We start from the raw sequence: 25,784 nt of genomic DNA on the forward strand, positions 1-25,784 counted from the left end.
GGCTTGCTTTTTCAATGAGTGCTTTCTAGCTCAGGATTTGCTCTTAACGAGACTTTAGGTAATCCAGCATTGTGTCGGCATCAGACACTTCGAATGGGTCGCTTGGTGCGTTATCTTGGTAGCCTGCTTCAGAGAACAATTTGGTGATTTCACCGTTCTCAACAAACATGGAGTAGCGCCAGCTGCGCATGCCAAAACCTAGGTTGTCTTTTTTCACTAACATGCCCATTTGGCGAGTGAAGTCACCGTTGCCGTCAGGTAGCAAGAATACGTTTTCAGCGTTTTGGCTTTTGCCCCACTGGAACATAACAAAGGCGTCGTTTACAGAGACGCAAATGATCTCATCAACACCTTGTGCTTTGAACTCTTCATAAAGTGCTTCGAAGCGTGGTAGGTGAGAAGTAGAGCAAGTTGGTGTGAATGCGCCTGGCAAAGAAAATACAACGACTTTCTTGTTTGCAAATAAATCAGCCGTTGTTACGTCTTTCCATTCAAACGGGTTTGGGCCGCCTAACGCTTCGTTACGAACACGGGTTTTAAAAGTGACATTAGGTACGTGAGTGATCATGTAGTTTTCTCATTTAGGAGGTTAATAAAAAGGGATATAAATTTTCATCGATTTAAGAAACCGCGACTTTGAAGGAAGTTTAGCATATGTTCGCGTTTCTTTTTCTGTACTGCGTTCGCGGTTTGTTCTGACCAGTTGCTGCTTTTCTGATTATCGCCACGGCTCTGATAATAAGCCTGCATTTGCGCATCATAAGCTTTCACGTCTTCAACACAGCGAGACGCGTCATAACGGTCTTTGTGTAAAATTACATCCACTGGCAAACGTGGTTTCAAATCTGGATTCGCGTCAGGGTAACCAAGGCATAAACCAAATATTGGATACACTTGATCTGGTAAATTCAAAAGCTCAGCGACTTGTGCAGGGTCGTTACGAATGCCGCCAATAAATACCGCGCCAAGGCCAACTGATTCTGCGCCCAACATCAAGTTTTGCGCCATGAAGGTGGCGTCTGTTGTTGCCGCAATAAAGTGCTCTGTGTTGCCTTCCAGTTTCCCCAAGCCTTGCTCTAAACTGCATTGCTCAACGCGCGTTAAATCCGCGCAAATCACCAGAAACTCAGCAGCAGATTCAACCCATTTCTGCCCGCCAGCCAATGCTGCGATCTTTGCTCTGTTCTCAGGGTTGGTCACTTGTACCAAAGAATAAGCTTGAATAAAACTAGAAGACGCAGCGCCTTGAGCGGATTTAATGAGTTCGATAAGTAACGAAGCCTCTATCGCTTTGTCTTGGTATTGGCGAATGGATTTGTGGTTTTGTTGAGCCTGAAGAATAGGATTCATCGTGGGTTTCCCTGAAGAAATGAAACCAAATCTTAGAGCCTACACAGCCTTCGGTCAAAGGGAAATCTTGATACATTTGTGCAAATGAAACGAAGAAAAGCGCCGTTCAATTGGCGCCTTTCTTTCGTCGTAGGAAGTTTCTATAAAGTGGTTTTTTCATTTAGAAACGATATTCTGCACCGACACTAGCTTGGTTGAAATCTGTCTCAAATTCAGAATCAGAAGACACATTGTCTGCGTTTAAATCTACGTCGTACCAAGTGTATTGGGCGTTGACGAGCAAGTTTTCCGTGACTTTAAAGTTTACGCCAGCGCCCGCAAAGAGACTGGTGTCGTCTGAATTACCGGAAAATCCGGCCACGTTATAATCTGTTTCCTGCCACAGCTGACCCGCTTTTGCGAAGACTTCTAGAGTTTGACTGAGTGGAATCGTACCTTTTACGGCTGCGGTGTAACCTTCGGTTTCTGCGTTTGCTAAGTCGTTGCCGTAACGGCCGAAGTTAATATAACTGCCTTCTAATGCAAGGAATGAGTTTAATCGATAACCCAATATGCCTTGTGATACGTCGTTGCTATCATCAAATTCGTCGTCACTTTCTACTTTGAGATAACCATAATTACCGCCGACATAAAAACCACTGTTATTCTCTGTTGAACTGTCTGCTTGTACTGCTGCGCTGTAAGACGCTAAAGCAATGCTACCTGCGATGACGGGAATGAAAAACTTCATGTTATTACTCCTTTTAGTTACTGTTTTGAGAATGTCTTAAAACGAGTTTCTACTGTGGAGCAGCGCTTTCGGAGTGGCTAGGTTTTCGGACTTTTTTACAAGTTAGCTTCACTTTCTATGCGCTTAACCTAGATAAGACGCACTTTATTGATACTTGAATGAGAGTTGCTTTTAAAGAATTGAAGTAAAGAAAGGCCAAAGAATAGAGCCGTAAAAGAAGTGCTTAAAAAAGAAAAGGTATCCGAAAAAAGGAGGAAAACGGATACCTTTAATAAAGGGGCAAACCTGAAAAACGATAAACTAGTGGTAATCTTTGCTAGCGACTTCTCCCCATAGGTTTTCGATTGTGCTGTCTCGTCGGCAACTTAATCGATAAAAGCCGTAACGGGTTGGGTTTTTCTTGTAGTAGCTTTGGTGGTATTCCTCAGCAACATAGAACTCAGTGGCAGGAAGTATCTTTGTCACTATGTCCGCTTCGAAGGGTTTTGTTTCTTCGACATTGGCTAATGAAGCTTCAAAGACAGCTTTCTGTTCTTCATTTTGGTAAAACATGGCTGTCTTGTATGGGGAGCCTTTGTCGCAGAATTGTCCATGTGGATCGGTTGGATCTATGGTTTTCCAGAAATAATTCGCTAAGGTTTCTAAGGAAACAACCTCATCATCAAAGGTGATTTCGACCGCTTCATAATGACCTGTACCTTTCCCTGCAACTTGTTGATACGTCGGGTTTTTCGTATGGCCACCAATGTAGCCTGAAACAGCATCGCTCACGCCTTCTACGGCTTCAAAGTCGGATTCAACACACCAAAAACAGCCGCCAGCGACTATCATTGTTTGAGGGGCGGCGTGTGCGAGATTAACGAACGCACTGGCTCCTAAGAAGGCAGTTAGCGCTAAGGCTGGTTTGAGTCGAAAATGCATTGTCATCTGTTGTCCTTCTAGTCTGGGAAATGGGTTTATGACCAATTGATTCATATTTGATCTGTTGTGAATAACGTAAACAGTCCCATAAAATGAATCTATACACTTTAGACGTACGCTGTCTTGGGTTTCTTACAAAGAATATAAATAATGGAGAATCGAATGAGCAAAGACTCTAACGCAGATCAAAATTATGTACCGCCAAAAGTATGGAAGTGGGAATCCGAAAACGGTGGCAAATTTGCCAGCACCAATCGTCCTATTGCTGGTGCAACCCATGAAAAAGTATTGCCTGTCGGTAAGCATTCATTGCAACTTCATTCTTTGGCGACACCAAATGGTCAAAAGGTAACGATTCTTCTAGAAGAGTTATTGGCGCTGGGCAAAACAGAAGCCGAGTACGATGCGTATTTGATCAATATTGGCGAAGGCGATCAGTTCTCGTCTGGTTTTGTGGAGATTAATCCGAACTCAAAAATTCCAGCACTAATGGACAACAGCACAACACCGCCAACTCGCGTGTTTGAGTCGGGTTCTATCTTGCAATATTTGGCTGAAAAGTTTGATGCTTTTATCCCAAAAGACTTCAAAGCAAAAACAGAATGCCGCAACTGGTTGTTTTGGCAAATGGGTTCTGCACCTTATTTAGGTGGCGGCTTTGGTCATTTTTACCATTACGCGCCTTTCAAAATGCAATACCCGATTGACCGCTTCGCGATGGAAGTCAAACGAGAATTAGACGTTTTGGATAAACATTTGGCGGAAAATACTTACTTTGCTGGTGAAGAATATTCTATTGCAGACATTGCCATTTGGCCTTGGTACGGCAACCTTGTATTAGGCAACTTATACGAAGCGGCTGAGTTTCTAGACGTAGCAAGTTACACTAACGTTGTTCGTTGGGCGAAAGCGATAGAAGCCCGTCCTGCTGTTAAACGCGGCCGTATAGTAAACCGTTCTTGGGGTGATGTTTTCTTAAAAGAACGTCACGATGCCTCTGATTTTGATGGATTGGAATTGCCATAATTTCTTAATCCAGTCAGTAATGTTAAGGAAGGTACGAACAAGTCCACTGGCTTCAGCGTGTGGATAAACCTTTATTATTCGCACCTTCCTTAATAAAAGGGGAGAGCTTGGAGACAAGTTCTCCCCTTTTTATTGCTCTCGGTCATAAGAAATTGTTATTTCTGACTAAGGTCGCCATATTTGTGTTTATTCGGTTTATAATTTTAATAAATCATACAAATACAATAAGGACAGATTAATGGCATTTGCAGGCACCTTTATTTCCGCTTTCCCCATTCTTCTATTAATTTGGTTAATGACCAAAAAGCAGGCGGTACCTTCTCATATTGCTTTGCCCGTGACGGCTTTATTAGTTGGTTTGATTCAGCTGTTTTATTTTCAAGCCGATGGCCGTTTATTAATGGCTAATACGCTGTCTGGTATTTTATCTGTATTAACGCCTATTTCTATTGTGGCTGGGGCGATTCTTCTGAACCGAGTATTGGCATTTTCTGGAGCGGAAAGCGTGATTGCTCGTTGGTTGGAATCCATTAGCACCAATGCTGTGGCTCAGCTGATGATTATTGGTTGGGCGTTTGCCTTCATGTTAGAAGGTGCTTCTGGCTTCGGTACGCCTGCTGCGATTGCTGCGCCCATGCTGGTTGGGCTGGGGTTTAAACCTTTGCAAGTGGCGATGTTGGCTCTGGTGATGAACTCTGTTCCTGTGACATTCGGCGCGGTTGGTACACCTATTTGGTTCGGTCTTGAAGCGTTGAACCTGAGTTCAGAACAATTACTTGATGTTTCTTCTCAGACGGCTTTAATTAATTTAGTAGCAGCGTTTGTTGTGCCTATTATTGCGCTTAAATTTGTTGTGAGCTGGGCATTAATCAAAAGCAATATTCTCTATATTCTGTTGAGTATTTTGTCTTGTACCTTGCCATATTATTTCTTGGCGACATTCAATTATGAGTTTCCTGCTTTGATCGGTGGGGCGATCGGTCTAATGTTGAGCATTATGCTAGCGAAGCGTGATGTCGGCCTTAAAGCGGCTGAACAAGACGCTGCCAAAGGTGAAAAAGTCCCTTTCAATAAGCTGGTGATTGCCTTGTTGCCATTAGGTTTGTTAATTGTGATTTTGATCGTTACGCGCATTGGTCAGCTTGGCATTAAAGGGTTATTAACAGACGGCAATACTTGGTTCGGATTTGATGTTGGTAGTGCGTATTTTAGTGTGAGCCAATCTCTTATTTTGTCTCTCGAAGGCATTTTGAATACATCTGTTAATTGGTCTTATAAAACTTTGTATGTTCCAGCTTTGATTCCCTTTTTGTTAGTGGTGTTGATCTCAATCCCACTATTAAAAATGACGAGAGAGAAAGTCAAAGAAGCTTTTGTGGACACAGGCCGACGAATCAAAATGCCGTTAGTGTCTTTGGCTGGCGCTTTAATCATGGTCAACTTCATGATGTTAGGTGGCGATCATTCTCCGATATTTCTTATTGCCAATGCGTTTGCCAATGTGACTGGTGATAGTTGGTCTTACTTCGCGGCTTTTCTTGGTGCGCTTGGAAGCTTCTTTTCTGGTTCTGCGACCGTTTCTAATCTAACCTTTGGTGGGATTCAATTCAGTATTGCTGAGCAAGTTGGCTTGCCTGTGACAACCGTGCTTGCTTTGCAATCCGCTGGTGCCGCTATGGGGAACATGGTTTGTATCAACAATATTATTGCGGTTTCTACCATCTTGGGAATTGTGAATAAAGAAGGTTATATTATCAAAAAAACCATTGTGCCAATGATGGCTTATGGCGTAATTGCGGCTTTGGTTGGTTTTGTTCTTTTATTAATGTAGAAAAGGTTTTAACGTTATGAAGCCACTTTTTTAAGTGGCTTTTTTGTTTTTACATGGAAAGCATGACAGGAGAAAGAGTGTGGCTGAATTTCTGGTTCTTGGTGCAGGTATGGTCGGCGTATCCAGTGCGTTGGCTTTGCAGGCGCGCGGGCATGACGTGGTGCTGGTGGATCAACAGCAAGCCGGATGCGAAACAAGCTACGGTAATGCGGGTGTGATTCAAGCAGAAGCGGTTGAACCTCATGCAATACCGAGAGACTTCAAAACATTAAGCCAATTTGCATTGGGATTAAATAATGATGTGCATTGGCGTTTGTCTGGTTTAACGTCAATGTTGCCAGTGTTATGGTCTTATTTTAATCATTCCCAAAAGCGCAAACACAAGCTTATTTCTCAAACCTATTCCCAGCTTATCGCTCGCGCGATAATGGATCATCAAGCCTTGATCGAAGCCTCAAACAGTACAAACTTGATGACTAAAAAGGGCTTTTCGGTATTGTATCGAGATGAAAAAGGCTTTGAATCAGGAGTCAAAGAAGCCAGCCATTTACATCAAGAATACGGTGTTTCATCCAATGTATTTAGCGGACAGGAATATAGCGAACAAGAGCCTGCTTTGTTACAGACACCGACTGGTGTTGTGCATTTCACTGATAGCTGGTCGTGTTCTTCTCCTGGGGATTTGACCAAAGCGTATTGTCGTCTATTTGTTGAGCGAGGAGGGCGATTTAGCCAAGGTAAAGCGAGTAGCCTTAAAGAACTTAACAATGGCTGGTCGATAGAAACCGAAGACGGCGCGATGCAAGCGGAACAAGTGGTTATTGCTCTAGGTCCTTGGTCTCCCGAATTTTTAAAAGCCTTTGGCTATGACATCCCTATGATTTACAAACGTGGCTACCATGCTCACTTTATTTCGTCTGAGTCATTGAATCGACCGTTTTTAGATGCCAGCAATGGCTTTGTTGCGTCTTCGATGAAAGACGGAATTAGACTCACTACAGGCGCGTCTTTGGTGAAACACAATGCGCCTATTGAAACGAGCCAGCTAGATCATGCATCACGAGCATTGGCAGAACTATTCCCCATTGAAGAACGAGTAAAAGAACCGCAATGGTTTGGTACACGACCTTGTATGCCAGACATGCTCCCAGTTGTTGGGCAAGCGCCAAAACACAAAAATATGTGGTTTCACTTTGGACACGGACACCAAGGTTTCACACTCGGCCCAACCACCTCAGAACTGCTTGCTGAATTAGTTGAAGGGCGCTCTAACCCGTTAATGGAAGCGTTAACACCGACGCGGTTTTAGTTGCGGTTTAGGGTTATAAAAAACACATCAACACCTCGCTTCGGTGTTGATGTTTTGTAAAAACTTTTAATTTGGACGAGTGTATTACAAATAAAAAGTTCACATTAAAGTGAATATTAATATTGAAAAAGTTCACCTATGGGTTAACATGGAAGTATGAGGAATATACATTTTTACATCATGGATGATGGGAAATCTCCGATAGCTGAGTTTTTAGATTCTCTATCAGGGAAACAGGCTCAAAAGGTTACTTGGGTGCTTCAATTGGTTGAAGAGCTGAGTTATGTGCCGTCCACTTATCTTAAAAAGTTGGTGAATACAGATGATATTTGGGAGGTGAGGGTCCAAGTAGGCGGGAATATATTTCGTTTATTGGGGTTCTTTGATGGCGATAATTTGGTGGTTCTTAACCACGCTTTTCAAAAAAAGACCCAAAAAACTCCCTTAAAAGAAATCAAGATCGCAGAGAATCGTCGTAAAGACTATTTGGCGAGGAAGAGAATATGAGTGATTTAAAAAAATACGTAGCAGAGCGAAAATCAAGAGATAGCGAATTTTCCCATGACTATGAAGAAGGTTATCAAACCTTTAAATTTGGTGTCTTGCTCAAGGAGGCAAGAAAGAGTGCGGGCTTAACTCAAGACGATTTGGCCTTAAAGCTACACACTCAAAAAAGCGCCATTTCAAGAATAGAAAACCACTCCGAAGATGTGAAATTATCTACATTAGAGAAATTCGCTTCTGCGTTAGGGAAGAAGTTGGAAATCCGTCTAGTATAGATTGTCTATATTACTGCTTTTTCACCAGCTCCAAATAATTCTCAATCCCACTAATTTGGTCTTCCGCATGGTGGTTTACGTACAAAACGGTTGTTTCTGAACCTTGGCAGATTTTCTCGATGAGGGCGAGGACGAGTTGTCTATTGAGGTCGTCTAGGCCGAGGCAAGGTTCGTCGAGTATCAAGAGTGGTGGGTGTTTGACCATGGCGCGGGCGATGAGGAGCAGGCGTTGGTCGCCGTAGGAGAGTTTGTTGAAAGGCGAGTCGGCGCGGTCTTTCATGCCGAGTAGTGCAAGCCATTCGTTGGCAATTTTCTTTTGGTTGTCGGTGGCTTTGGAATACATGCCGATGCTGTCGTAAAAGCCAGAAATAATCACGTTTCGGCAGCTGGTGCTGACGCGATATTCCCATTGCAGAGCCGTAGAAACATAGCCGATAAACTGTTTGATCTGCCAAATGCTCTCTCCGTTGCCACGCTGAAAACCAAACACAAATATGTCATTCACGTAGCATTGCGGGTGATCGCCAGTGATCAGCGATAGAACGCCTGTTTTACCGCTGCCATTTGGCCCGCTGAGTTGCCAGTGTTGGCCTTGTTCTATTGTCCAGTTGAGTTTGTCGACAATGATGGTGTCTTCGTATTTGATGGTGACGTCTTTTAAGCGAACCAAAGGTTGAGCTGGATCGAGCTTTGGCAATTGGTTGCTTGAGTCGGCTTCTGGCACTTCTAGTTCGGTGGTTTTCAAATGCAATAGTTGATGCAGTTCATTAAAGGCAGTGGTGTCTTGTCGATCAACAATAAGAGATAACCCGCCTTGGTCTTTGCCTTGTTTGTCCATGTAAGCAATGTGAGTGATGAAGCTTGGCATTTCATCGAGGCGATTTAACACCATCACAATAGGAACCTGATTTACGATGGAAGCAAGGTGTTCTTGTAGCATCTCTAAGGTGTTAGCGTCTAAACCGTCGAAAGGTTCGTCTAAAATCAGTAAATCGGGTTGATTGGCTAGAGCGCGAATCAACATCACCTTGCGAGTTTCCCCTGTTGAAAGCTTGCGAAAAGCTCGATCAAGCAGAGCGCTTAAGCCGAACTTCTCCACCAATTGCTCTGCTAAATTCTGGTCTGAGCAGTAACCAAAAATCATTTCTCGTACTGGCGTGCCGATGGCGATCACGTCCATGATGTCCGCATCATCTTTTTTCAGCTCTTCAGCAATGAGTTCCGCTTGTGCCTCAAAAGACACCAAACCAACGTTTTCTGGCAAGCCCGAAACTTGGCCAGTAGTGATGTCGCCCATGCCAGCCAATACCGCAGCCAAAGCGGATTTACCAGAGCCGTTTGAGCCTGTGATCATCCAATGTTGGGAAGCTTCTAGCGTCCAATTGATGTTGTTTAAGGTGAATTTTTCATCGAATTGAACAGTGGCGTTTTGAAGGCTGATGGGTGATATAGACATGAATGGCTCTTGTTGGTTGTGGCTCTTGTTGGTTTAGATAAAGTGTTAGTCGAGAAAACATTGCCGAAATAGGGTTTTGTTTTCTATGGCGGATGTCACCTTTCCAGATAAAGAGGTTAAGAAATCGGCCATATTGGTTTTTTCTTCTTGGCTCCAGTGTAATGGGCGAAGTATTTTTTCGCCATCGGCGTGGAGCCTTTCTTCGTTTAGTTCTGAGTAAAAGTCGATGACGTCTGCCAGTGTCTCAATGCTGCCGTTGTGCATATAGGGCGCTGTTTGTGCGACATTGCGCAATGAAGGCACTTTGAATTCTCCCCAGTTACGATGCAGGGTTTGCAAATGCTGTGTTCGTAAGGCATTACTTTTACTTGAGTCATCATTGTATTTACCCAATAGATTGTAAGGGTCTTTGCGTAGAGATTGAATGCCTTGATAGCGACCTTTATCAACACCTTGGCCATTATTCGTAAAAAACGGGACGCCAATGTCGCCAAATTCTCCATTGGTGAAATTTGGCCCTGAATGACAAAACACACAACGGCCTTCACCGACAAAGAGCTTTAAGCCTTTTTGGGCGCTTGTCGATAAAGCGGGAGTGCTTGCGTCTTGTTTGAGCAACTGATCTCGATAACGGTCAAATGGGCTTTTTTCACTGCGAATGGTTTCTTGATAGCTGGCGAGCAGTTTGCCCAGAGTAATCAGAAAGGCTTCTTCCGAAAGATCCTGCAGAGTTTGTTGGGTCGTTTGTCGGAAGGCGCATTGGAAATAAGCGTCTTGTTCTAATGTGGCTTTTAACGTGCTGATGTCTGTGTGCATTTCTGTTGCAGCCAGCATAGGACGAATGCTTTGTGACCATAAACTGTCGTGCTCTCCTCCCCAGCCGTACCAAGGTCTGTGACCAATATTGATCAAGCTGCTGGTGTTGCGGTGCAATACATTCAAGCCTTTATTAAGGGCGATACCATCTTGAAACGCTTGGTTTGGCTGGTGGCAATCCGCACAAGAGATAAACGAGTCCGCTGATAAACGGCGATCAAAGAAGAGTTGTCGACCAAGCTCAATGGCTTGCTCTTGTTGGGAAAAACGATTGCTGGTGTCTGGATTCGTTTCTACAGGCCAAGGGCCTAGAGAGCGAATGAAGGCCATGTCTTGTTCGTTGAATTCTACTTCAGCACAGGCGTTTGTTATGCCAGCTAACATCCAAGTAAAAAGAAAAAAACGAAGTATTATCATAGAGTTAGGTTATAGGGTTACGTCGTGTTCAAAATGGTATTTTTGACCATCGGACACGAAGGAAAGGCGCAATCGCCATACGCCAAACATGTGAAAGAGAAAACCAGCGCCTTTATATTGCCCAGGTTTTTCCATCACAAAACTAGGGCGATAATTCATATCATGATTGTGAGCAGGCATGATGGCGGAAGCGGAAATGTCGCCAGTGAAGGGCTGTTCTCCTTTGCACGATAACACCTGTAACTCAAAAGGTTGGCCGACGGTGAGATCTTTTGACCAGCGAATGGCGATGCTCACGTCTTTGTCTGCCAGTGTTATGTCGCCGTTTTCTGGTAGTGAGCAGGCGAGGCTGTATTGACTGCTAATAAACAGCAAGAAAGCGCCAATGCCAAGAATGCGCTTCCTACTTTTTATGTTCATTCAGGTAATGCCCATTCAGCCAACGCCAAGGCATTTTTATAGGCAATTTTCTCAGCCACTTCCTTTGGTAAATCGGCTAACCATTCTCGGCTCCAATCGGCGTGATCAATAATGTAATACCAGCGTTCAGGAGAGAAAGTATCGGTGCCGACCATGATTCGATCAGGAAAGGCTAAGAAAAGTTCGCGCCATTCGCTTTCGACTTTCCCATTGGAGGCGTGTTCATTGCGAAAGGCTAAATCAGTGGTTAAATTTGGGTAGCGTTTTAGCATATCGGCAATGGTGTACGGATCATCAAAGCCCGAATGCGCCCATAATATTTTAGCGTTTGGGTCTTGAGCGAAAACATGTTCAACGGCATCCGAATCACCGTGTAAATGGAGGAAAAGCTGGTATTCAGAAGCCAGCTCAACGACTCGGCGCATGACGGGTAAATTCGCGTTGTCACCGTAAATATGAAACTCACCAATGCCCGCATAGGTGTTTTTCGCTAATAACTCTTCAAGCATGAGAATAACAGATTCATCACGAAACCAAGTGCCCGTTTCACCGCGCCAACGGTAAGGGCGTAACACAGGTACGATGAGATCTGGCGCTTCTGCGTAGAGCATTTGAGTGCCTTCGTCACTGGAACTCGACACAAAGGCTTTTTGTAATCCCGCATCTCGTAAAATGCCGATGGCTTTTTTCGGAGGTGTGATTGTCCAAGCATCGTGACTGTAATGGATGTGTGTATCTATGAGTGGCGTTTCTGCCTGAGAGGTTTCAGCCTGAGCGAACGTAAAGCCGAACGTAAAAACACAACTTAATAAAGAAGCCGTAAGACACTTCATTTCTTTTCTCCCAATCAGCGATGACATGGCGTGTTTAAAAAATGATCTTATATGCATTCTGCCAAGCGAAGACAAAAAAGCCAAGGCAAAATGCCTTGGCTTTTTTAATGCTTAATTCTTTTAGAAAGGATTAAACGATTTTTTTCATGTCAGCCATGTGACCACGAAGAACCGCACCAATAGCTTCTACTGGGTGAGAGCGAAGCGCTGTGTTTACTTCGATTAGACGAGCGTTGTCTACGCCGTTGTCTTCTACAGAAAGGCCTTTACCGATGACGTCAGTTTTGATGCCTTTCATGAAGTCACCTAGTAACGGTAGGCAAGCGTGGTTGTATAGGTAGCAACCGTATTCAGCTGTGTCAGAGATTGTCGCGTTCATTTCGTACAATTTCTTACGAGCGATTGTGTTGGCGATAAGTGGTGTTTCGTGTAGAGACTCGTAGTAAGCAGACTCTGCGATGATGCCTGCAGCTGTCATAGTTTCGAAAGCAAGCTCAACACCCGCTTTAACCATAGCCACCATCAAGATACCGTTATCAAAGAATTCTTGCTCAGAGATTTCAACATCGCCAGCAGGAGTTTTTTCGAAGTTCGTTTCAGCGGTTTCTGCACGCCATTTTAGAAGGTTGGCATCGTCGTTTGCCCAGTCTTCCATCATTACGCGAGAGAAAGTGCCGTTGATGATGTCGTCTTGGTGCTTGTTGTAAAGTGGACGCATGATCACTTTTAGCTCTTCAGAAAGGTCAAATGCTTTGATCTTAGCTGGGTTAGAAAGGCGATCTAGCATGTTTGTCACGCCGCCGTATTTCAATGCTTCAGTGATGGTTTCCCAACCGTATTGGATAAGCTTAGACGCGTAACCTGCATCAATGCCTTCTTCAACCATTTTGTCGAAGCAAAGGATAGAGCCAGTTTGCAACATACCACATAGGATAGTTTGCTCACCCATAAGGTCAGATTTTACTTCCGCGATGAAAGAAGACATTAGAACGCCTGCTTTGTGACCGCCAGTACCTACAGCGTATGCTTTCGCTAGAGCAAGACCTTCGCCTTTAGGGTCGTTGTCTTCGTGAACAGCGATCAGCGTTGGAACACCGAAACCACGAACGTATTCAGCACGTACTTCAGAACCTGGGCACTTAGGTGCAACCATGATTACTGTTAAGTCTTCACGGATTTTCATGCCTTCTTCTACGATGTTGAAACCGTGAGAGTAAGATAGGCAAGCGCCTTTTTTCATAAGCGGCATGATTTCGTTAACAACTGGCGTGTGTTGCTTATCAGGTGTTAGATTCAATACAACGTCAGCCGTTGGAATAAGTTCTTCGTAAGTACCAACAACGAAACCGTTTTCAGTGGCATTTTTCCAAGATTGGCGTTTTTCAGCGATCGCTGCTGCACGCAAAGTGTAAGAAACGTCTAAGCCAGAATCGCGTAGGTTCAAGCCTTGGTTAAGACCTTGAGCGCCACAACCGATAACAACAATTTTTTTGCCTTTAAGCGCTTCAACGCCTTCAGAAAATTCGGAGCTATCCATGAAACGACATTTTGCTAATTGAGCCAATTGCTCACGTAGTGGCAAAGTATTGAAGTAGTTATTAGACATTTTTACACACCTGTAATTGATGATTTTAGTCGATGCTTCTTAGCTGACTTACTTTAGTTGATAAGTACAGCACATCGATATTTAAAAAAGGTTACACATATTGTGGGCTAAAAAATAAACCCATTCATACGGTAGTGAGGCTACTTTATAGAAAATACTTTATTTCGTAAATTGATATATTTGCAATATAATGTCCCATATATTGCAACAGTAACTGTATGAGCGACTTTTATGAATATTCGAGCGTTGAAACACTTCTTATCCTTAGCTGAGAGCTTGCATTTTGGGCGTGCAAGCGAGGAGTGTCATATCAGTGTTTCTGCATTGTCTCGTAATATTCGACAGTTAGAAGAAGAGCTTGGTGTTGTATTGTTTAACCGAGATAATCGAACGGTGACCTTGACACAAGAAGGGCAGAAGTTTGTTGAATACGCTCGAGAGACAAGTAGTCAGTGGAATTTGATTCGCCATGAATTAACTGGCAACTCGGATCAACTAAAAGGTGAGATAAGCCTGTATGGTTCTGTCACTGCCAGTTATAGCTTTTTATATGAATTGCTTCGTCGTTTTCGTGTGGCGCATCCGAGTATTGAAATTAAGCTTAGAACTGGCGATCCGGAACACGCAATTGCGCATATTTTGGATGGTAAGGAAGATATTACTATTGCGGCGCGTCCTGCTATTTTACCGCGTAATTTGGCTTTTAAGCCGATTGCTATTTCGCCGTTATTATTCATTGCGCCATTGGAACAGCAATTGCCGAATGTACCCACCACGGCGCCAGTATCTTTAGAAGAGTGGGCAAATATTCCTATGATCTTGTCGGAAAGCGGTGTGTCTCGTGTTCACGTTGATGAATGGTTTCACGATCAAGGTATTACACCAAAAATCTACGCACAGGTTACAGGTAACGAAGCCATTGTGAGTATGGTGAGTTTGGGTTTTGGAATTGGCGTCGTCCCGAAAATTGTTTTAGACAATAGTCCATTAGTAGATCGTATTAAAGTGTTGGACGTACTGCCAAAACTAGAACCTTATGATATTGGCTTGTTCACATTAAAAGAAGAATCTAAAAAATCCTATGGTCGAAGCTTTTTGGGATTTAATAAAAGAGGAGGCTTAAAATCGCCTCCTCTTTGTTTGCTTTTACTTAATGAAAGTAAATTGGCTTATTGGAGGTCAGCTTACTTCCAACCACCTTGGTCCATCAGTTTAACTGCTTGGCGGTTATTTTCACCCAATACACTTAATGACACGTTATCAGATTTGAACTCACCAAATTTGGCTAGGCTTGCTGGTGGTGCTACACCTTCTACAACAGGATATTCATTGTTAACGTGGGCGTACCATTCTTGGCTCTCAGTACTTGTTAGGAACTCGATTAGCTGTTTTGCATTATCAGTATTTTTGGAAGCGGTTGTGATACCAATACCACTGACATTGACGTGAGCACCACGCTCGCCAGACGCTTGGTTTGGCCAGAACATATTTAGCTTTTCAAACACAGCGCGATCTTCTGCTTTATCGCTTGAACCTAAACGTCCAAAGTAATAAGTGTTGGCAACGGCGATGTTACATACGCCAGCGGCAGCGGCTTTAATTTGGTCCGTATCTCCGCCAGCTGGTGGACGTGTAAAGTTCGCCACAAGACCTTTAATCCATTCTAAAGTAGCTGCTTCACCTTTTGCATCAATCATAGAAGCAACAAGAGATTGGTTGTAAATGTTGCTTGAAGAACGAATACAGATTTGTCCTTTCCATTTTGGATCCGCTAAATCTTCATAAGTGGATAAGCTGTCTGCAGAAACTTTTTCTGGGTTATAAAAAATTACTCGAGCACGTTGAGATAGTCCATACCAGTAACCGTCACGGTCATGAAGGTGCTCAGGAACAACCTTATCCAATTGTTTTGTTTCAAAAGGCTGAAGTACGCCAGCTTCTTTTGCACGATACAAACGACCAGCATCAACTGTGATGAAAACGTCAGCGGGGCTAGCTGAGCCTTCAGACTGTAAGCGGCTCAATAATGCATCAGCACTGCCAGTGATTAAGTTTACTTTTACATTGTTTTCTTTTGAGAATGTCTCTAAAAGTGGAGCGATAAGGGCTTCACTTCGAGCTGAGTAGACGTTGACTTCACCGCTTGCATGAGCTGGTAAGCTGCTTAATGCCAGTAGAGCGGACGTCGCCGTCAAAGTGAAAAGAGAAGTGCCTTTGTTTGAAAACGAAAGTGATTTTTTTATTGAACGCTTCATTTATTCAGTACCTATCTATAGAAAAAATTGAATTAACTGTGTTGTACAGCTTTATAGACTAACAGTAATGAAAATCGTTCCTGTTATTTTTTGTTTTTGTTACGTTATATTTCAAAAAAGTTGATTGTTATAACTGGATGGAACTGCTTAATAGCAATTTTCTTGACGGAAGTAATTATTTTATTTAGTTACTTCAAGTAAAGTGTGTGTTGGAAAATAAAAAATTATTAATTGTTGTCTGGTTTCATTGACGACTATTAATTATGAGAATGGAGTGAGTTGTTATGCGACGATTTAATTTAGGTTTTAAAGCAAGTTTGATTCTGACAGTTGTTATTGTCTTATTAGTTTCTCTTTCGACTGCAGCTTTTTTATCTTATCGAATGATGAAAGAACAAGTAACTCAAAATGTTACGAATGATTTGCGCTTTTTTGTCGAGGAAGAAGCTCATAGTATTTCATTGATTTTTCAACGAGCGGAAGAGGCAGTGACAGCAGTATCTGAGCATATTATTGAAAAAGGTTATGGGCCTAGTGATTACCCATCTGTATTGATGACATCGGCAAAAGCTGGCGGTATCTCTAAACTGACATTAGGTTTTGATGATGGCACTTCGTATGTTTCTAAACCATCGAGTAAAACCTTTCCTGGCGGTGTCGGTATTCCGGAGAAATACGATCCAAGAATTCGTCCTTGGTATAAAGAAGCGAAAGCCTCACCTGGTTTGTCCCACAGTAAACCTTTTTTCACCAATTCAGGTGATCCTATCTTGTCAGTGTCTCATACCATAGGAGACGGTGTTTTATCTGCAGATGTTCGTTTTAGTAATTTACAGGCTAGATTAGAGCAAATTTCGGAAGAATCAGGCATTAAAAGTTTTATAACAGACAAAGGTGGGTTGATTATCGCCTCTACCATTGAAGAAGTCGTACCAAAAGAAGATATCAAAAATTCATCTATGTATGACTTTGTTGGTGAATTGTTTGCGTCAGATAATCTAGTTGCAGAGCGTGTTGTAGGCGGAACAAATTTATTCTTTCTAGTTAAAGAAATGTCATTAATTAATGATGGACAATGGAACTTTTTTGTCGCTGTTGATAGAGATAAAGTGTTTGCACCTGTCGCAGAATCTACCGCTCAATTGCTTGGGGCTCTGTGTTTAATTGCAATTATCTCTGTTCTAGTTTTACTCTTTATTCTTCGTCTTATTTATAAACCTATTTTATCTCTCCTTGAGCTAATCACAGGACTTTCTCAAGGTAATGGCGACTTAACTCAGCGTCTAGAAGTGCATACAAACGACGATATCGGTCAAATTGCTCTGGGTATAAACCGCTTTATTGAGCAGCTCCAAACCATGATGAAAGAAGTAAGAAATGCTTCTGAACAGCTTTCAGGTCGCGTTGTGAAAATCTACGAGAAGAGTGAAGAAAACTCCGTAGTTTTATCTCAGCACGCAACAGAAACAGAGCAAATTGTGGCCGCTGTTGAAGAGCTTTCCAGCTCAGCAGCAGAAGTAGCAGATAACTCAATGTCCGCTGCGTCGTCAGCGAATGAAGCGAAAGAAAACAGCAGTAGTGCTAATGAGCGTTTAACACAAGCGCAGGCGAAAATTAGCACTCTTGCAGAAGAAATTTTGCAAGCGGCTGATAATGTTAAGAAAATGGATAATGAAACCAATAATATTCAATCTATTGTTGAAGTGATTGGTGGTATTGCCGAGCAGACAAACTTACTGGCTTTGAACGCGTCAATTGAAGCGGCTAGAGCGGGCGAGCAAGGTCGAGGTTTCGCCGTGGTGGCAGATGAAGTTCGTGCTCTGGCAAACCGAACACAAGACAGCACAACAGAAATCGGTCAAGCGCTGGGCGGTTTACAGAAAGAGGCTGGCAGTGTTGTTAGCGCTATTGCAGAAACAAAAAATACCTGTGAAACAACGGTTGAAGTGGCTGAGTCTGTGTCGCAGATTTTACAAACATTGAGTGAGCATATTATCGAAATAAATAATATGAACGCAGAGATATCGAGCTCTTCTTCTGAGCAAAGCAAAGTTATTCAAACAATTAGTGAGAATATTACGGAGCTTCATGGCATGGTTGAAAAGCTTTCGACCATTGGCAATGGTCAACATGAAGAGGTGCGCCACATCTCAACCATTAATGAAAAACTTGGCGATATGATTAGTAAATTTAAGTTATAAGAAAACACAGGCTCAGTTGTCTTTCCTCTTGCTCCCTTTGAGTGAGACAACTGAGTCTGAGTTATTTGCTCTCTCATCTGCACATAATTCCCATTTACGCCTTTTTATAGTGCGATAAATACCTTGTTCACAATTCTTTATCTTTTCCTGTTGTTTTATCTTTCGCTTAAAACGCCAAATAAATTTCTTTATTAATCAATCTGGTAAGTGTTACTTCTTAGCGTTATTCCTCTCTCTTTTAATTTTTGGCATTTCTTTTGCTCAATCCTAGATGCACTAATATGGTTTTACTCCATTTAGTGCTTCTGTTGGCCAACGTCGGTTGACACCATTTATGGCAACGTCGCCCACTACTGAATCGCTCAGTGGTATCTGATTAGTCTCCTTTTTTACGGGAATCTAATGAGGTAGGCGTTTGTCTGTCCGTATGATTTTTCCTATTAAAAAACTCTCTTCAGCTTCCTCTTGATGATTCTTGTCGTTAGTGGTCATGACATTTGTGTTGCTAGATAACCCCTTGCTCGTAAGGACGTGATGCGTTGAGTGGCTCTTGTGTATGCAATGAGTGCTTCAAGGAAAGATGGCTTTGGGTTCGACTTTACTTTTGTGGAGGAAAGCAGATGAAGAAAATTGATGTTACAGAAGCTATTTTTGCTGCCAAGAAAGACAAAAACCTTACTTGGGAAGCCATCGCAGAAGCGGTTGGTATGACGGACGTTTGGGTGACTTCTGCCTGCCTTGGTATGAATAGTTGTACCGAAGAAGTTGCAGACAAGCTCGTGGCGTTTTTAGGGCTTCCTGAAGCCGCAAAAGCAGCCTTGATGGAATACCCAACAAAAACATGGAATGAAACCATTCCTCAAGATCCTCTGATTTATCGACTTTATGAAGTGGTTGGTGTTTATGGACCGACTTTAAAAGAAGTGATTCAAGAAAAATTTGGTGACGGGATTATGAGCGCGATTGATTTTTCTATGTCGGTAGAAAAAGAAGAAAACCCAAAAGGGGATCGTGTAATCCTGACCTTAAATGGCAAGTTTCTACCTTATAAATCTTGGTAGTAACAAGCTAACAAGAAACGTTGAACAAACAAAACTGAAACGCAATTTATTAACATTGATAATACAGAGAGGACTTTATGGCTTATATAGAACCAAGTGAATTTGTGACCAAAATGGTCGATTCAGGCGAACAGAAAGTGTATATGTCGACAAAAGACACTTTTATTCGTGCTTTTATGGCGGGGGCAATTTTAGGTTTGGCGGCTTGTTTTGCTATTACGGTTATTACACTGACAGGCAATCCGTTATTAGGGGCTATTTTGTTCCCTGTTGGTTTTATCATGCTTTATCTCATGAAGTTTGACTTGCTAACAGGTGTGTTTACTCTCGTTCCATTGGCGTTATTTGATAAACGACCAGGCGTGACGCCAGGGCAAGTGCTTCGCAACTGGGGATTAGTCTTTATCGGTAACTTTGCAGGCGCATTAATGACAGCATTCTTTATGTCATTTATCTTCACTTACGGTTATGCGACAGATGGCGGCGCGATTGCTGCGAAAGTAAGTACAATCGGTGAATCTCGTACTTTGGGCTATCAGTCTCATGGTGCTGGTGGTTGGTTTACTATCTTCATCCGTGGCATGTTGTGTAACTGGATGGTGTCTATGGGCGTGGTTGGTGCGATGATTTCGACTTCGGCTGGCGCGAAAATGGCCGCGATGTGGATGCCGGTTATGTTGTTCTTCTACATGGGCTTTGAGCACTCTATCGTAAACATGTTCTTGTTCCCATTCTCTATGATCATGGGTGGCGAATTTACTTTTGTTGATTACTTGATCTGGAACGAAATTCCTACAGTATTGGGTAATTTAGCGGGTGGATTATTGCTGGTTGGTTTGCCTTTGTATCTTACTCATGTGAAAACGTCCAAAGCTCGTACACTGTCTTAATGTGTTTCAAGTTCAGTTAGATATTGAGTAACCTGAGAGCCCTGTTATTTCCATTGGATAGCAGGGCTTTTTTTACTTTGTTGGCAATTATTGTTGTTACTTGAAGAAAATGGAATGAAGGAAGCTTATGAGTAAGCCATTGAGCGTCAGTATTGGCAGTGCCACAGACAAAGGCAGGAAAGAGGTAAACCAAGACTTTCTGGGAAGTTCGGTTCCTGCTGAGCCTTTGTTGAGTGCGAAAGGCGTTGTGGTTGCGATTGCCGATGGTATAAGTTCTAGCAAGGTGAGCCAAGTCGCCAGTCAAACGGCAATTACGAGTTTTTTGGAAGATTATTATTGCACCTCTGATGCTTGGTCTGTGAAAACCTCTGGCCAAAAAGTGGTGAAATCAATTAATGCTTGGTTGCACGCTCAAACTCAAAATAGCCCTTATCGTTTCGAGAAAGACAAAGGTTATATCTGTACTTTCAGTGCCTTAGTGCTTAAGTCTAATAGCGCTCATATTTTTCATTCTGGCGATAGCCGAATATACCGAGTAACAGGATCAGCATTAGAGCAATTAACGCAAGATCATCGACGAGTTGTCTCGGAAGATGTGAGCTATCTAACTCGTGCTTTAGGTATTGATCAGGCGTTAGAAATTGATTACCGCGTTGATCCTATTGCTGAAGGCGATTTATTTTTATTGGCAACAGATGGCGTTTATGAATTTGCAAATGTGGCTCAGGTCTTGGAATGCATTGCTGCAACGAATACATTAGATGACGCGGCTGAGCGCATTATTTCGTTGGCGTTGGACGCGGGCAGTGATGATAACTTGAGTGTGCAACTGGTTCGCGTTGAGCATCTTCCTACGTATCAATTAGACGAAGTTCAGCAACAAGTGACTGGCTTGCCTTTGCCGCCTCAGTTGGCTGCAAGAATGGAGTTTGATGGTTATGAAATCATCCGCCCAATTTATGTAAGCAGCCGCAGTCATGTTTTCTTGGCGCGAGATAAAGACACAGAGCAAACTGTCGTCCTTAAAGTGCCTTCGGTGGAACTAGGATCAGATAAAGACTATTTAGAAAGCTTCATGATGGAAGATTGGATTGCCAAGCGCGTCACCAATCCACATGTGGTCAAAGCCATAGAATCCACTCGGAAGCGTAATTACTTGTACGTGGTCATGGAATATCTAGAAGGCAAATCCCTTGCTCAATGGATGATTGATAACCCCAAGCCGAGCTTAGAACAAATCCGTAATATCATTTCTCAAATCGCCAAAGGCTTACAGGCGTTTCATCGACAAGAAATGATTCACCAAGACATTCGACCTGCCAACATCATGATAGACAGTACGAATACAGTGAAGATCATCGACTTTGGTTCGACCTATATTGCAGGCGTCACCAACACAAAAGACGAAGAGTTGCTGAAAGGTACTATGCGTTATTCGGCACCGGAATACTTTCTTGGGCAGGCGGGGACAGCGCGCTCAGATATTTATGCTTTGGGTGTTATCGCTTATGAAATGTTGTCTGGTGGAAAATTCCCTTATGGGGTGAATATTGCTCAGGCGAAAAGCGTCAACGCACAACGTAGGATCCAATACACAAGCTTGATTAATGATGAATCCGAACTGCCAATTTGGATCGATGACGCCTTGCAAAAAGCCTTACAAATTAATCCGCTGAAACGCTACGAAACCTTGTCGGAGTTTGTTTATGATCTCCATCATCCTAACAAGGCTTTTTTGAACCGAACTCGACCACCACTTATACAGCGTAATCCCGTGATGTTCTGGCAAGGTGTGTCTTTTAGTTTATTTCTCATCATCGTTTTCATGTTGTTGAAAATTCAATAACAAGATTGCTTTCTATTAATCAAAAAGACAGGTTTAAAGTTAGCTTCTGCATGCTTTAGTCATACCGTATACTGACTAAAAGCGTTCACAAGCCCATCATGATTCATGTAATCATTGATGCCGTTTTAGTTAAGTTTTAAAGAGAATAATTATGATAAAAAGTAAAATCATCCACCCAGAATTACTTCGCTGTTTAGCAAACTGTGGTCACAAAACTAAGATATTGATTGCAGATGGAAATTACTCCTTTGTGACAAATTCATCGCCTCAAGCCAATATCATCTATCTGAATTTTATGCCGGGAATGCTGGCGAGTACGGATGTTATGGCGGGAGTCTGCGAGATGATTAACGTAGAAAGCGCGACTATGATGTCTCACCCTGCGGATTTTGAGAACACCATTATTGATGAATACAAATCCATGTTGCCAGAAACAGTAGTTATTGATTATTTAGAACGTGCTGACTTCTATTCAGCTGTAAAAAGTGATGATACATTGTTGGTTATTGCAACCGGTGAGCAGCGTCGATTTGCGAATATATTACTGACAGTGGGTGTTGTTTTTGACTAGTCCTGATATAGGTTGACACTTATTCTGGTTCTAAAACGCTCGATGAACCTCATCGGGCGTTTTGTATTTTAAGGCCATATGTGGCCGACTCTTATTATAACTTTCTACCGACTCCGATACTATCAGCCTAGCTTCATGCAGATCCCTCGGCTTAACGATTAAGTACTCATTCTTAATGATGCCATTGACTCTCTCAGCTAGAGCATTCTGATAGCAATCGTAACCATCTGTCATCGAGCACTGAACTCCATGCTTTTCATGGAGCTGTTGATATTGTTTAGAGCAATATTGAAGCCCTCGATCTGAGTGATGCACGAGCAATTGAGCCTTTCTCGTTCGTTCTTTTAAAGCATTTTTGTAGGCTTTAATGACTGCATCCGTTCGTAAGGTATCGTCTACGTGATATCCCACTATTTTTCGCGACCAAGCATCTGTAATCAAACTGAGATACGCATCGCCATTTTGGGTAGGAACATAAGTAATGTCAGCCACCCATAGCTGTTCAGGTCCACTTGCCTTTATCTGACGCTCACCATCTTTAATCAGGTTTGGATGGCAATAAAAACGGTGATGACTCTGTGTGGTTTTATGGTATGAGCGCCTTACTTTAACCAATAAACGCGCCTCCCTAAGCACTCTAAATAAGCGGTCTCGACCAATATAACACTGGTGCTCCAAGCCGAGCTTATGTTGAAGCTTTCTTGTACCCATTCGAGGATGCTTTAAACGAATGAGCTGTACTTGATTTACCACATCATTGTTTAAGTCGTCTTCTTGTTTAGTTAGCAAGCAGCGTTTGTAATAAGCTTGTCTTGTGATACCAAGATAGCGACAACATTCAATAACGCTAAAACCATCTACTTTCTTTTCTTGGATCGTTTGGCAAGCGGCTTTTTTGACACGCTTACTCCGTAATCACGCTTTAAAACCATGATCATGTGCTCAAAGAACTCAGCCTTTCTCTTAGCCTCAACCAGCTCAGTTTCAAGCGCTTTAATTCGTTGCTCTGGGGTAAGCTCATTTGTCTCATTCATAAGATCTCCTTTTGGATGCAAAGGTGAAGCACCTTGCTCCCAATTTAGTCGACCATGCTTTCGAAGCCAAATCAAAACAGTTGACCGGCCCTGAATGCCATATTTACTTTGAGCTTGTTTATAGGTCAACTCGCCTTTTTCTACTTGATCAACAACGGCTAATTTAAAGGCGAAGGAATAGTCACGCTGTGTACGCTTAGGTGTTGTAGTCATTGCACTCTCCAATTGAAGTATTGAAAAGTGACAACCTTATTTAGGACGGGTCATTTTTAATAAAAAAGCCACTTCATTTGAAGTGGCTTTTGAGTTTTGATTGTTGAGTGATATAAAGCTCAATAATTAAAGTTGAATAATAACGTGTTCACCATCGATAGTGAGTTCTAAAGTGTTGCCGATTAATTTATGCGACACTTCTGTTTTAGCTTGCCCAGCTTTACTCGGCACAAGCAAAGTAAGAATGTTGTGCTCTTTCTTTGCTTTGAACTTCGCTTCTACATGACGGTGAACTTCTAAATCAGCGTATTCTGCTGGGTCAACTTCACCGAAGCCTTCTACGTTCTCAATTGACAATATGTCATCTTTGCAATCGTTGATGAAGGAAACGTCGAGTACGGCTTTTTCACCGATAATTTTGAATCTGTCACCGCCAGTTTCTGTGCCGAACGTTGTATGCAGGTTCCAAGTTAGGTCCTGCTCAACTTTCATTGTCGCTGTGTCACGCATGACAAAGACTTTGCCTTTTGCGAACCAGATTTTACGCTTGTAGCTTTCTAAGTCTGGGTTGTGGAATTGGTAAGACGTGGATGCATCACCTTCCACAAACAAGACTTCAGATTCTGTATCGTAATCGCTGATTTTACCGCCAGCTTCAATACAGTAACGATCTTGGTGTTCGCCTTCGAACTTAGATGTGGTGTTTTCTGCGTACTGACCTTTGCCATCAAATAATGGTAGGTTTTTAGAGAAAGTACGACGACGCCATTTGATGTGCATGTCTACACCAAAACCACCGTAATAACCTGTGATTGCCGCTAATGTGTCACCAAAAGCATGCAAGGTGTAAGCGTTTTGGTCACCGTGTGAATGGCTGATAGAACCAAATGGACTACATTTGTAAACCATGTGGATATGTTCTTCACGGTTTGTCATGTTGCTATGGAAGGCCGCCCAACCAGTAATCGGGAACACTTTAAGCAGTGGTTCGTTAGACGGCGCCACTTCTGGCATGTCGTTCCATAGATAATCAAAACGCAAATCATCATAACCAAAGTCCCACCAACCGAAGTTGTAGAACTTAGTATGCGCTTCTGTATCACGGGCTTTAAGCTGGTTGTAGTACCAAATGTATTCTGGCTTGTTATTCACACCGGCAAAGTGCTTGATGTTATAAGCCAGTTTTAGACCTGGGAAGTCACCAATACTGGACTGGTCACAGAAGCTCGCGCGCTTAGAGTGAACCGGCATACAGTAAAGAGGGAAGTCGCCAGTGTTCTTGTAGAACTCTTTGTTGAACATGTTAATCGACGTGTAGCTTTTTAGTAGGTCAAAAGACTCACCAAGGAACGCCATTTGTGTGTTCCAGTAATCTGGACCTTCTGCCCATGCGCCGTCTTGACCACCCCATGGCGGGTAATGTTTCGCATAGTACTCAATACCGTATTCGATGTACTCACGAGCTTTTGGATACTCATTGTATAGGGCGATACAGGTTGGAATAACTGCTGAGCTGATACTACGTACACCGTGGCTGTTTAGCGGGTTTGCTAACAAATCTACGGTTACTTGTAAGTGGTGCATGATTTCTTCTAAGCGAACCACTAAAGCTTGTTTAATAGTCTCGCGTTCTTCTTCTGTGAAGTAGGCGTGCAACCAATCGTAACCCCAAGCCATTGCCGCGATAACACGGAAAGCAGCTTCATCGTTGTAACCACGGGACGTCACGCCTTCTGGATCGTATGACGCTAGTTGCAATGTCCATGCTTTTGCCTTGGCAATGATGGCTTCGTCTTCTAATACGATACCTGCAATAGATAGATTACGTGTGGCATTGAAGGCTTCTTGACAGCTCACGTACATTTGACGCCAGTAAGGGCGCCACAAAGAGGCTTTGCCAACGGTTTCTTCTGGGTAAGGTTGTGGCTCAGCGTAAGGTGCTGTGTCTAAAAACTTATTGGTGGAGTTCGCCATAAAAGCGTCAAACTTGCAGTAGCTTGGGTCTTTTTTCAGATTCTCACGAAATGCAGCAAGGTCTTTGCTTTGTACCAATAAGCGTGGATGTTCAACGCTCAAGTTATCTAGGAAAGACAGGTCGATATCCGCTTCTTGAACCTTGATAGGCATGACATCAACAAGATTACCTGCAGATTTGTCGTTCTCTAGTTTGATGGCTTTAATAGCATCAAACGATTTATCTTTAGACATTGTGGGCCTCC

Annotated in this window: 22 protein-coding genes and 1 pseudogene; 11 read left to right on the top strand and 12 right to left on the bottom strand. The window is 42.7% G+C overall.

The annotated features are described in order from the left end of the window. Window positions 1-43: 43 nt before the first annotated feature. The 4 genes from AC0L46_RS10805 to msrA all read right to left on the bottom strand — a co-directional run bounded on the left by AC0L46_RS10805 (window position 44) and on the right by msrA (window position 3,007). Window positions 44-568, bottom strand: coding sequence for a redoxin family protein (locus AC0L46_RS10805; RefSeq protein WP_473503523.1), 525 nt, complete (start codon window positions 566-568; stop codon window positions 44-46). A gap of 44 nt (window positions 569-612) precedes the next feature. Continuing rightward, on the bottom strand, window positions 613-1,350 hold the full coding sequence (gene nfsA / locus AC0L46_RS10810; RefSeq protein ID WP_473503525.1) for an oxygen-insensitive NADPH nitroreductase: 738 nt from the start codon (window positions 1,348-1,350) through the stop codon (window positions 613-615). 160 nt (window positions 1,351-1,510) lie between these two features. Beyond that, window positions 1,511-2,080 (bottom strand): porin family protein, encoded by a 570-nt coding sequence (locus AC0L46_RS10815; protein ID WP_473503527.1) that lies wholly within the window; start codon window positions 2,078-2,080, stop codon window positions 1,511-1,513. A gap of 300 nt (window positions 2,081-2,380) precedes the next feature. Beyond that, a complete protein-coding gene (gene msrA / locus AC0L46_RS10820; protein ID WP_473503529.1) occupies window positions 2,381-3,007 on the bottom strand; it encodes a peptide-methionine (S)-S-oxide reductase MsrA in 627 nt (208 codons plus the stop codon). Between the two features lie 156 nt (window positions 3,008-3,163). Here msrA and yghU point away from each other — a divergent pair, with 156 nt between their 5' ends. The 5 genes from yghU (at window position 3,164) to AC0L46_RS10845 (ending at window position 7,946) form a co-directional block, all read left to right on the top strand. Next, window positions 3,164-4,027, top strand: a complete 864-nt coding sequence (gene yghU, locus AC0L46_RS10825) for a glutathione-dependent disulfide-bond oxidoreductase (protein ID WP_473503531.1) — start codon at window positions 3,164-3,166, stop codon at window positions 4,025-4,027. 238 nt (window positions 4,028-4,265) lie between these two features. Then, window positions 4,266-5,858 (top strand): L-lactate permease, encoded by a 1,593-nt coding sequence (locus tag AC0L46_RS10830; protein ID WP_473503533.1) that lies wholly within the window; start codon window positions 4,266-4,268, stop codon window positions 5,856-5,858. Window positions 5,859-5,937: 79 nt separating this feature from the next. Next, window positions 5,938-7,167, top strand: a complete 1,230-nt coding sequence (locus tag AC0L46_RS10835) for an NAD(P)/FAD-dependent oxidoreductase (protein WP_473503535.1) — start codon at window positions 5,938-5,940, stop codon at window positions 7,165-7,167. A 180-nt stretch (window positions 7,168-7,347) separates the two neighbouring features. Next, window positions 7,348-7,674, top strand: a complete 327-nt coding sequence (locus AC0L46_RS10840; RefSeq protein ID WP_473503537.1) for a type II toxin-antitoxin system RelE/ParE family toxin — start codon at window positions 7,348-7,350, stop codon at window positions 7,672-7,674. After that, window positions 7,671-7,946, top strand: coding sequence for a helix-turn-helix domain-containing protein (locus tag AC0L46_RS10845; protein ID WP_473503539.1), 276 nt, complete (start codon window positions 7,671-7,673; stop codon window positions 7,944-7,946). Before AC0L46_RS10840 ends, AC0L46_RS10845 begins: the two co-directional genes overlap by 4 nt. Window positions 7,947-7,956: 10 nt before the next feature. Here AC0L46_RS10845 and modF read toward each other — a convergent pair whose 3' ends face one another. The 5 genes from modF to ilvC form a co-directional block, all read right to left on the bottom strand. Then, window positions 7,957-9,402 carry a molybdate ABC transporter ATP-binding protein ModF gene (gene modF / locus AC0L46_RS10850; RefSeq protein ID WP_473503541.1) on the bottom strand — a complete coding sequence of 482 codons (1,446 nt, stop codon included), beginning with the start codon at window positions 9,400-9,402 and terminating at the stop codon, window positions 7,957-7,959. A gap of 45 nt (window positions 9,403-9,447) precedes the next feature. Beyond that, complete coding sequence (locus tag AC0L46_RS10855) at window positions 9,448-10,635, bottom strand: cytochrome-c peroxidase (protein WP_473503543.1); 1,188 nt, start codon at window positions 10,633-10,635, stop codon at window positions 9,448-9,450. Window positions 10,636-10,644: 9 nt separating this feature from the next. Continuing rightward, the gene (locus AC0L46_RS10860; protein ID WP_473503545.1) at window positions 10,645-11,055 is read right to left on the bottom strand and encodes a hypothetical protein; all 411 of its coding nucleotides are present in this window, start codon (window positions 11,053-11,055) and stop codon (window positions 10,645-10,647) included. After that, a complete protein-coding gene (locus AC0L46_RS10865) occupies window positions 11,052-11,888 on the bottom strand; it encodes an amidohydrolase family protein (RefSeq protein ID WP_473503547.1) in 837 nt (278 codons plus the stop codon). Before AC0L46_RS10865 ends, AC0L46_RS10860 begins: the two co-directional genes overlap by 4 nt. A gap of 130 nt (window positions 11,889-12,018) precedes the next feature. Continuing rightward, window positions 12,019-13,494 (bottom strand): ketol-acid reductoisomerase, encoded by a 1,476-nt coding sequence (ilvC, locus tag AC0L46_RS10870; RefSeq protein ID WP_473503549.1) that lies wholly within the window; start codon window positions 13,492-13,494, stop codon window positions 12,019-12,021. A 231-nt stretch (window positions 13,495-13,725) separates the two neighbouring features. Here ilvC and ilvY point away from each other — a divergent pair. After that, a pseudogene (gene ilvY / locus AC0L46_RS10875) lies at window positions 13,726-14,617 on the top strand (HTH-type transcriptional activator IlvY). Between the two features lie 61 nt (window positions 14,618-14,678). On the opposite strand, the gene AC0L46_RS10880 reads toward ilvY, so the two are convergent. Then, window positions 14,679-15,749: a Fe(3+) ABC transporter substrate-binding protein gene (locus AC0L46_RS10880; RefSeq protein WP_473503551.1), complete on the bottom strand. Its 1,071-nt coding sequence runs from the start codon at window positions 15,747-15,749 to the stop codon at window positions 14,679-14,681. A 284-nt stretch (window positions 15,750-16,033) separates the two neighbouring features. Between AC0L46_RS10880 and AC0L46_RS10885 the strand changes: the two genes are divergently transcribed. From AC0L46_RS10885 to AC0L46_RS10905, 5 genes are all read left to right on the top strand, one after another. Continuing rightward, entirely contained in the window at window positions 16,034-17,950 is a 1,917-nt protein-coding gene (locus tag AC0L46_RS10885; protein ID WP_473503553.1) for a methyl-accepting chemotaxis protein, read from the top strand. Between the two features lie 620 nt (window positions 17,951-18,570). Beyond that, complete coding sequence (cynS, locus tag AC0L46_RS10890) at window positions 18,571-19,011, top strand: cyanase (RefSeq protein WP_414680693.1); 441 nt, start codon at window positions 18,571-18,573, stop codon at window positions 19,009-19,011. A 77-nt stretch (window positions 19,012-19,088) separates the two neighbouring features. Continuing rightward, window positions 19,089-19,901 (top strand): formate/nitrite transporter family protein, encoded by an 813-nt coding sequence (locus AC0L46_RS10895; RefSeq protein WP_414680692.1) that lies wholly within the window; start codon window positions 19,089-19,091, stop codon window positions 19,899-19,901. A 127-nt stretch (window positions 19,902-20,028) separates the two neighbouring features. Then, complete coding sequence (locus tag AC0L46_RS10900; RefSeq protein ID WP_473503555.1) at window positions 20,029-21,747, top strand: bifunctional protein-serine/threonine kinase/phosphatase; 1,719 nt, start codon at window positions 20,029-20,031, stop codon at window positions 21,745-21,747. Window positions 21,748-21,898: 151 nt separating this feature from the next. Beyond that, window positions 21,899-22,318: an RbsD/FucU family protein gene (locus AC0L46_RS10905; RefSeq protein WP_473503557.1), complete on the top strand. Its 420-nt coding sequence runs from the start codon at window positions 21,899-21,901 to the stop codon at window positions 22,316-22,318. A 30-nt stretch (window positions 22,319-22,348) separates the two neighbouring features. On the opposite strand, the gene AC0L46_RS10910 is transcribed toward AC0L46_RS10905, so the two are convergent. Both AC0L46_RS10910 and AC0L46_RS10915 read right to left on the bottom strand, forming a co-directional pair. Further along, window positions 22,349-23,565 (bottom strand): IS3 family transposase gene (locus AC0L46_RS10910; RefSeq protein ID WP_473503218.1). Its coding sequence is split into 2 segments (ribosomal slippage): window positions 22,349-23,220 and window positions 23,220-23,565, totalling 1,218 coding nucleotides; the frame shifts between segments, so codons are not numbered across the junction. A gap of 126 nt (window positions 23,566-23,691) precedes the next feature. Further along, window positions 23,692-25,773, bottom strand: a complete 2,082-nt coding sequence (locus AC0L46_RS10915) for a DUF4962 domain-containing protein (protein WP_473503559.1) — start codon at window positions 25,771-25,773, stop codon at window positions 23,692-23,694. Between the last annotated feature and the right edge of the window lie 11 nt (window positions 25,774-25,784).

This window comes from Marinomonas sp. 15G6-16, assembly GCF_055809555.1.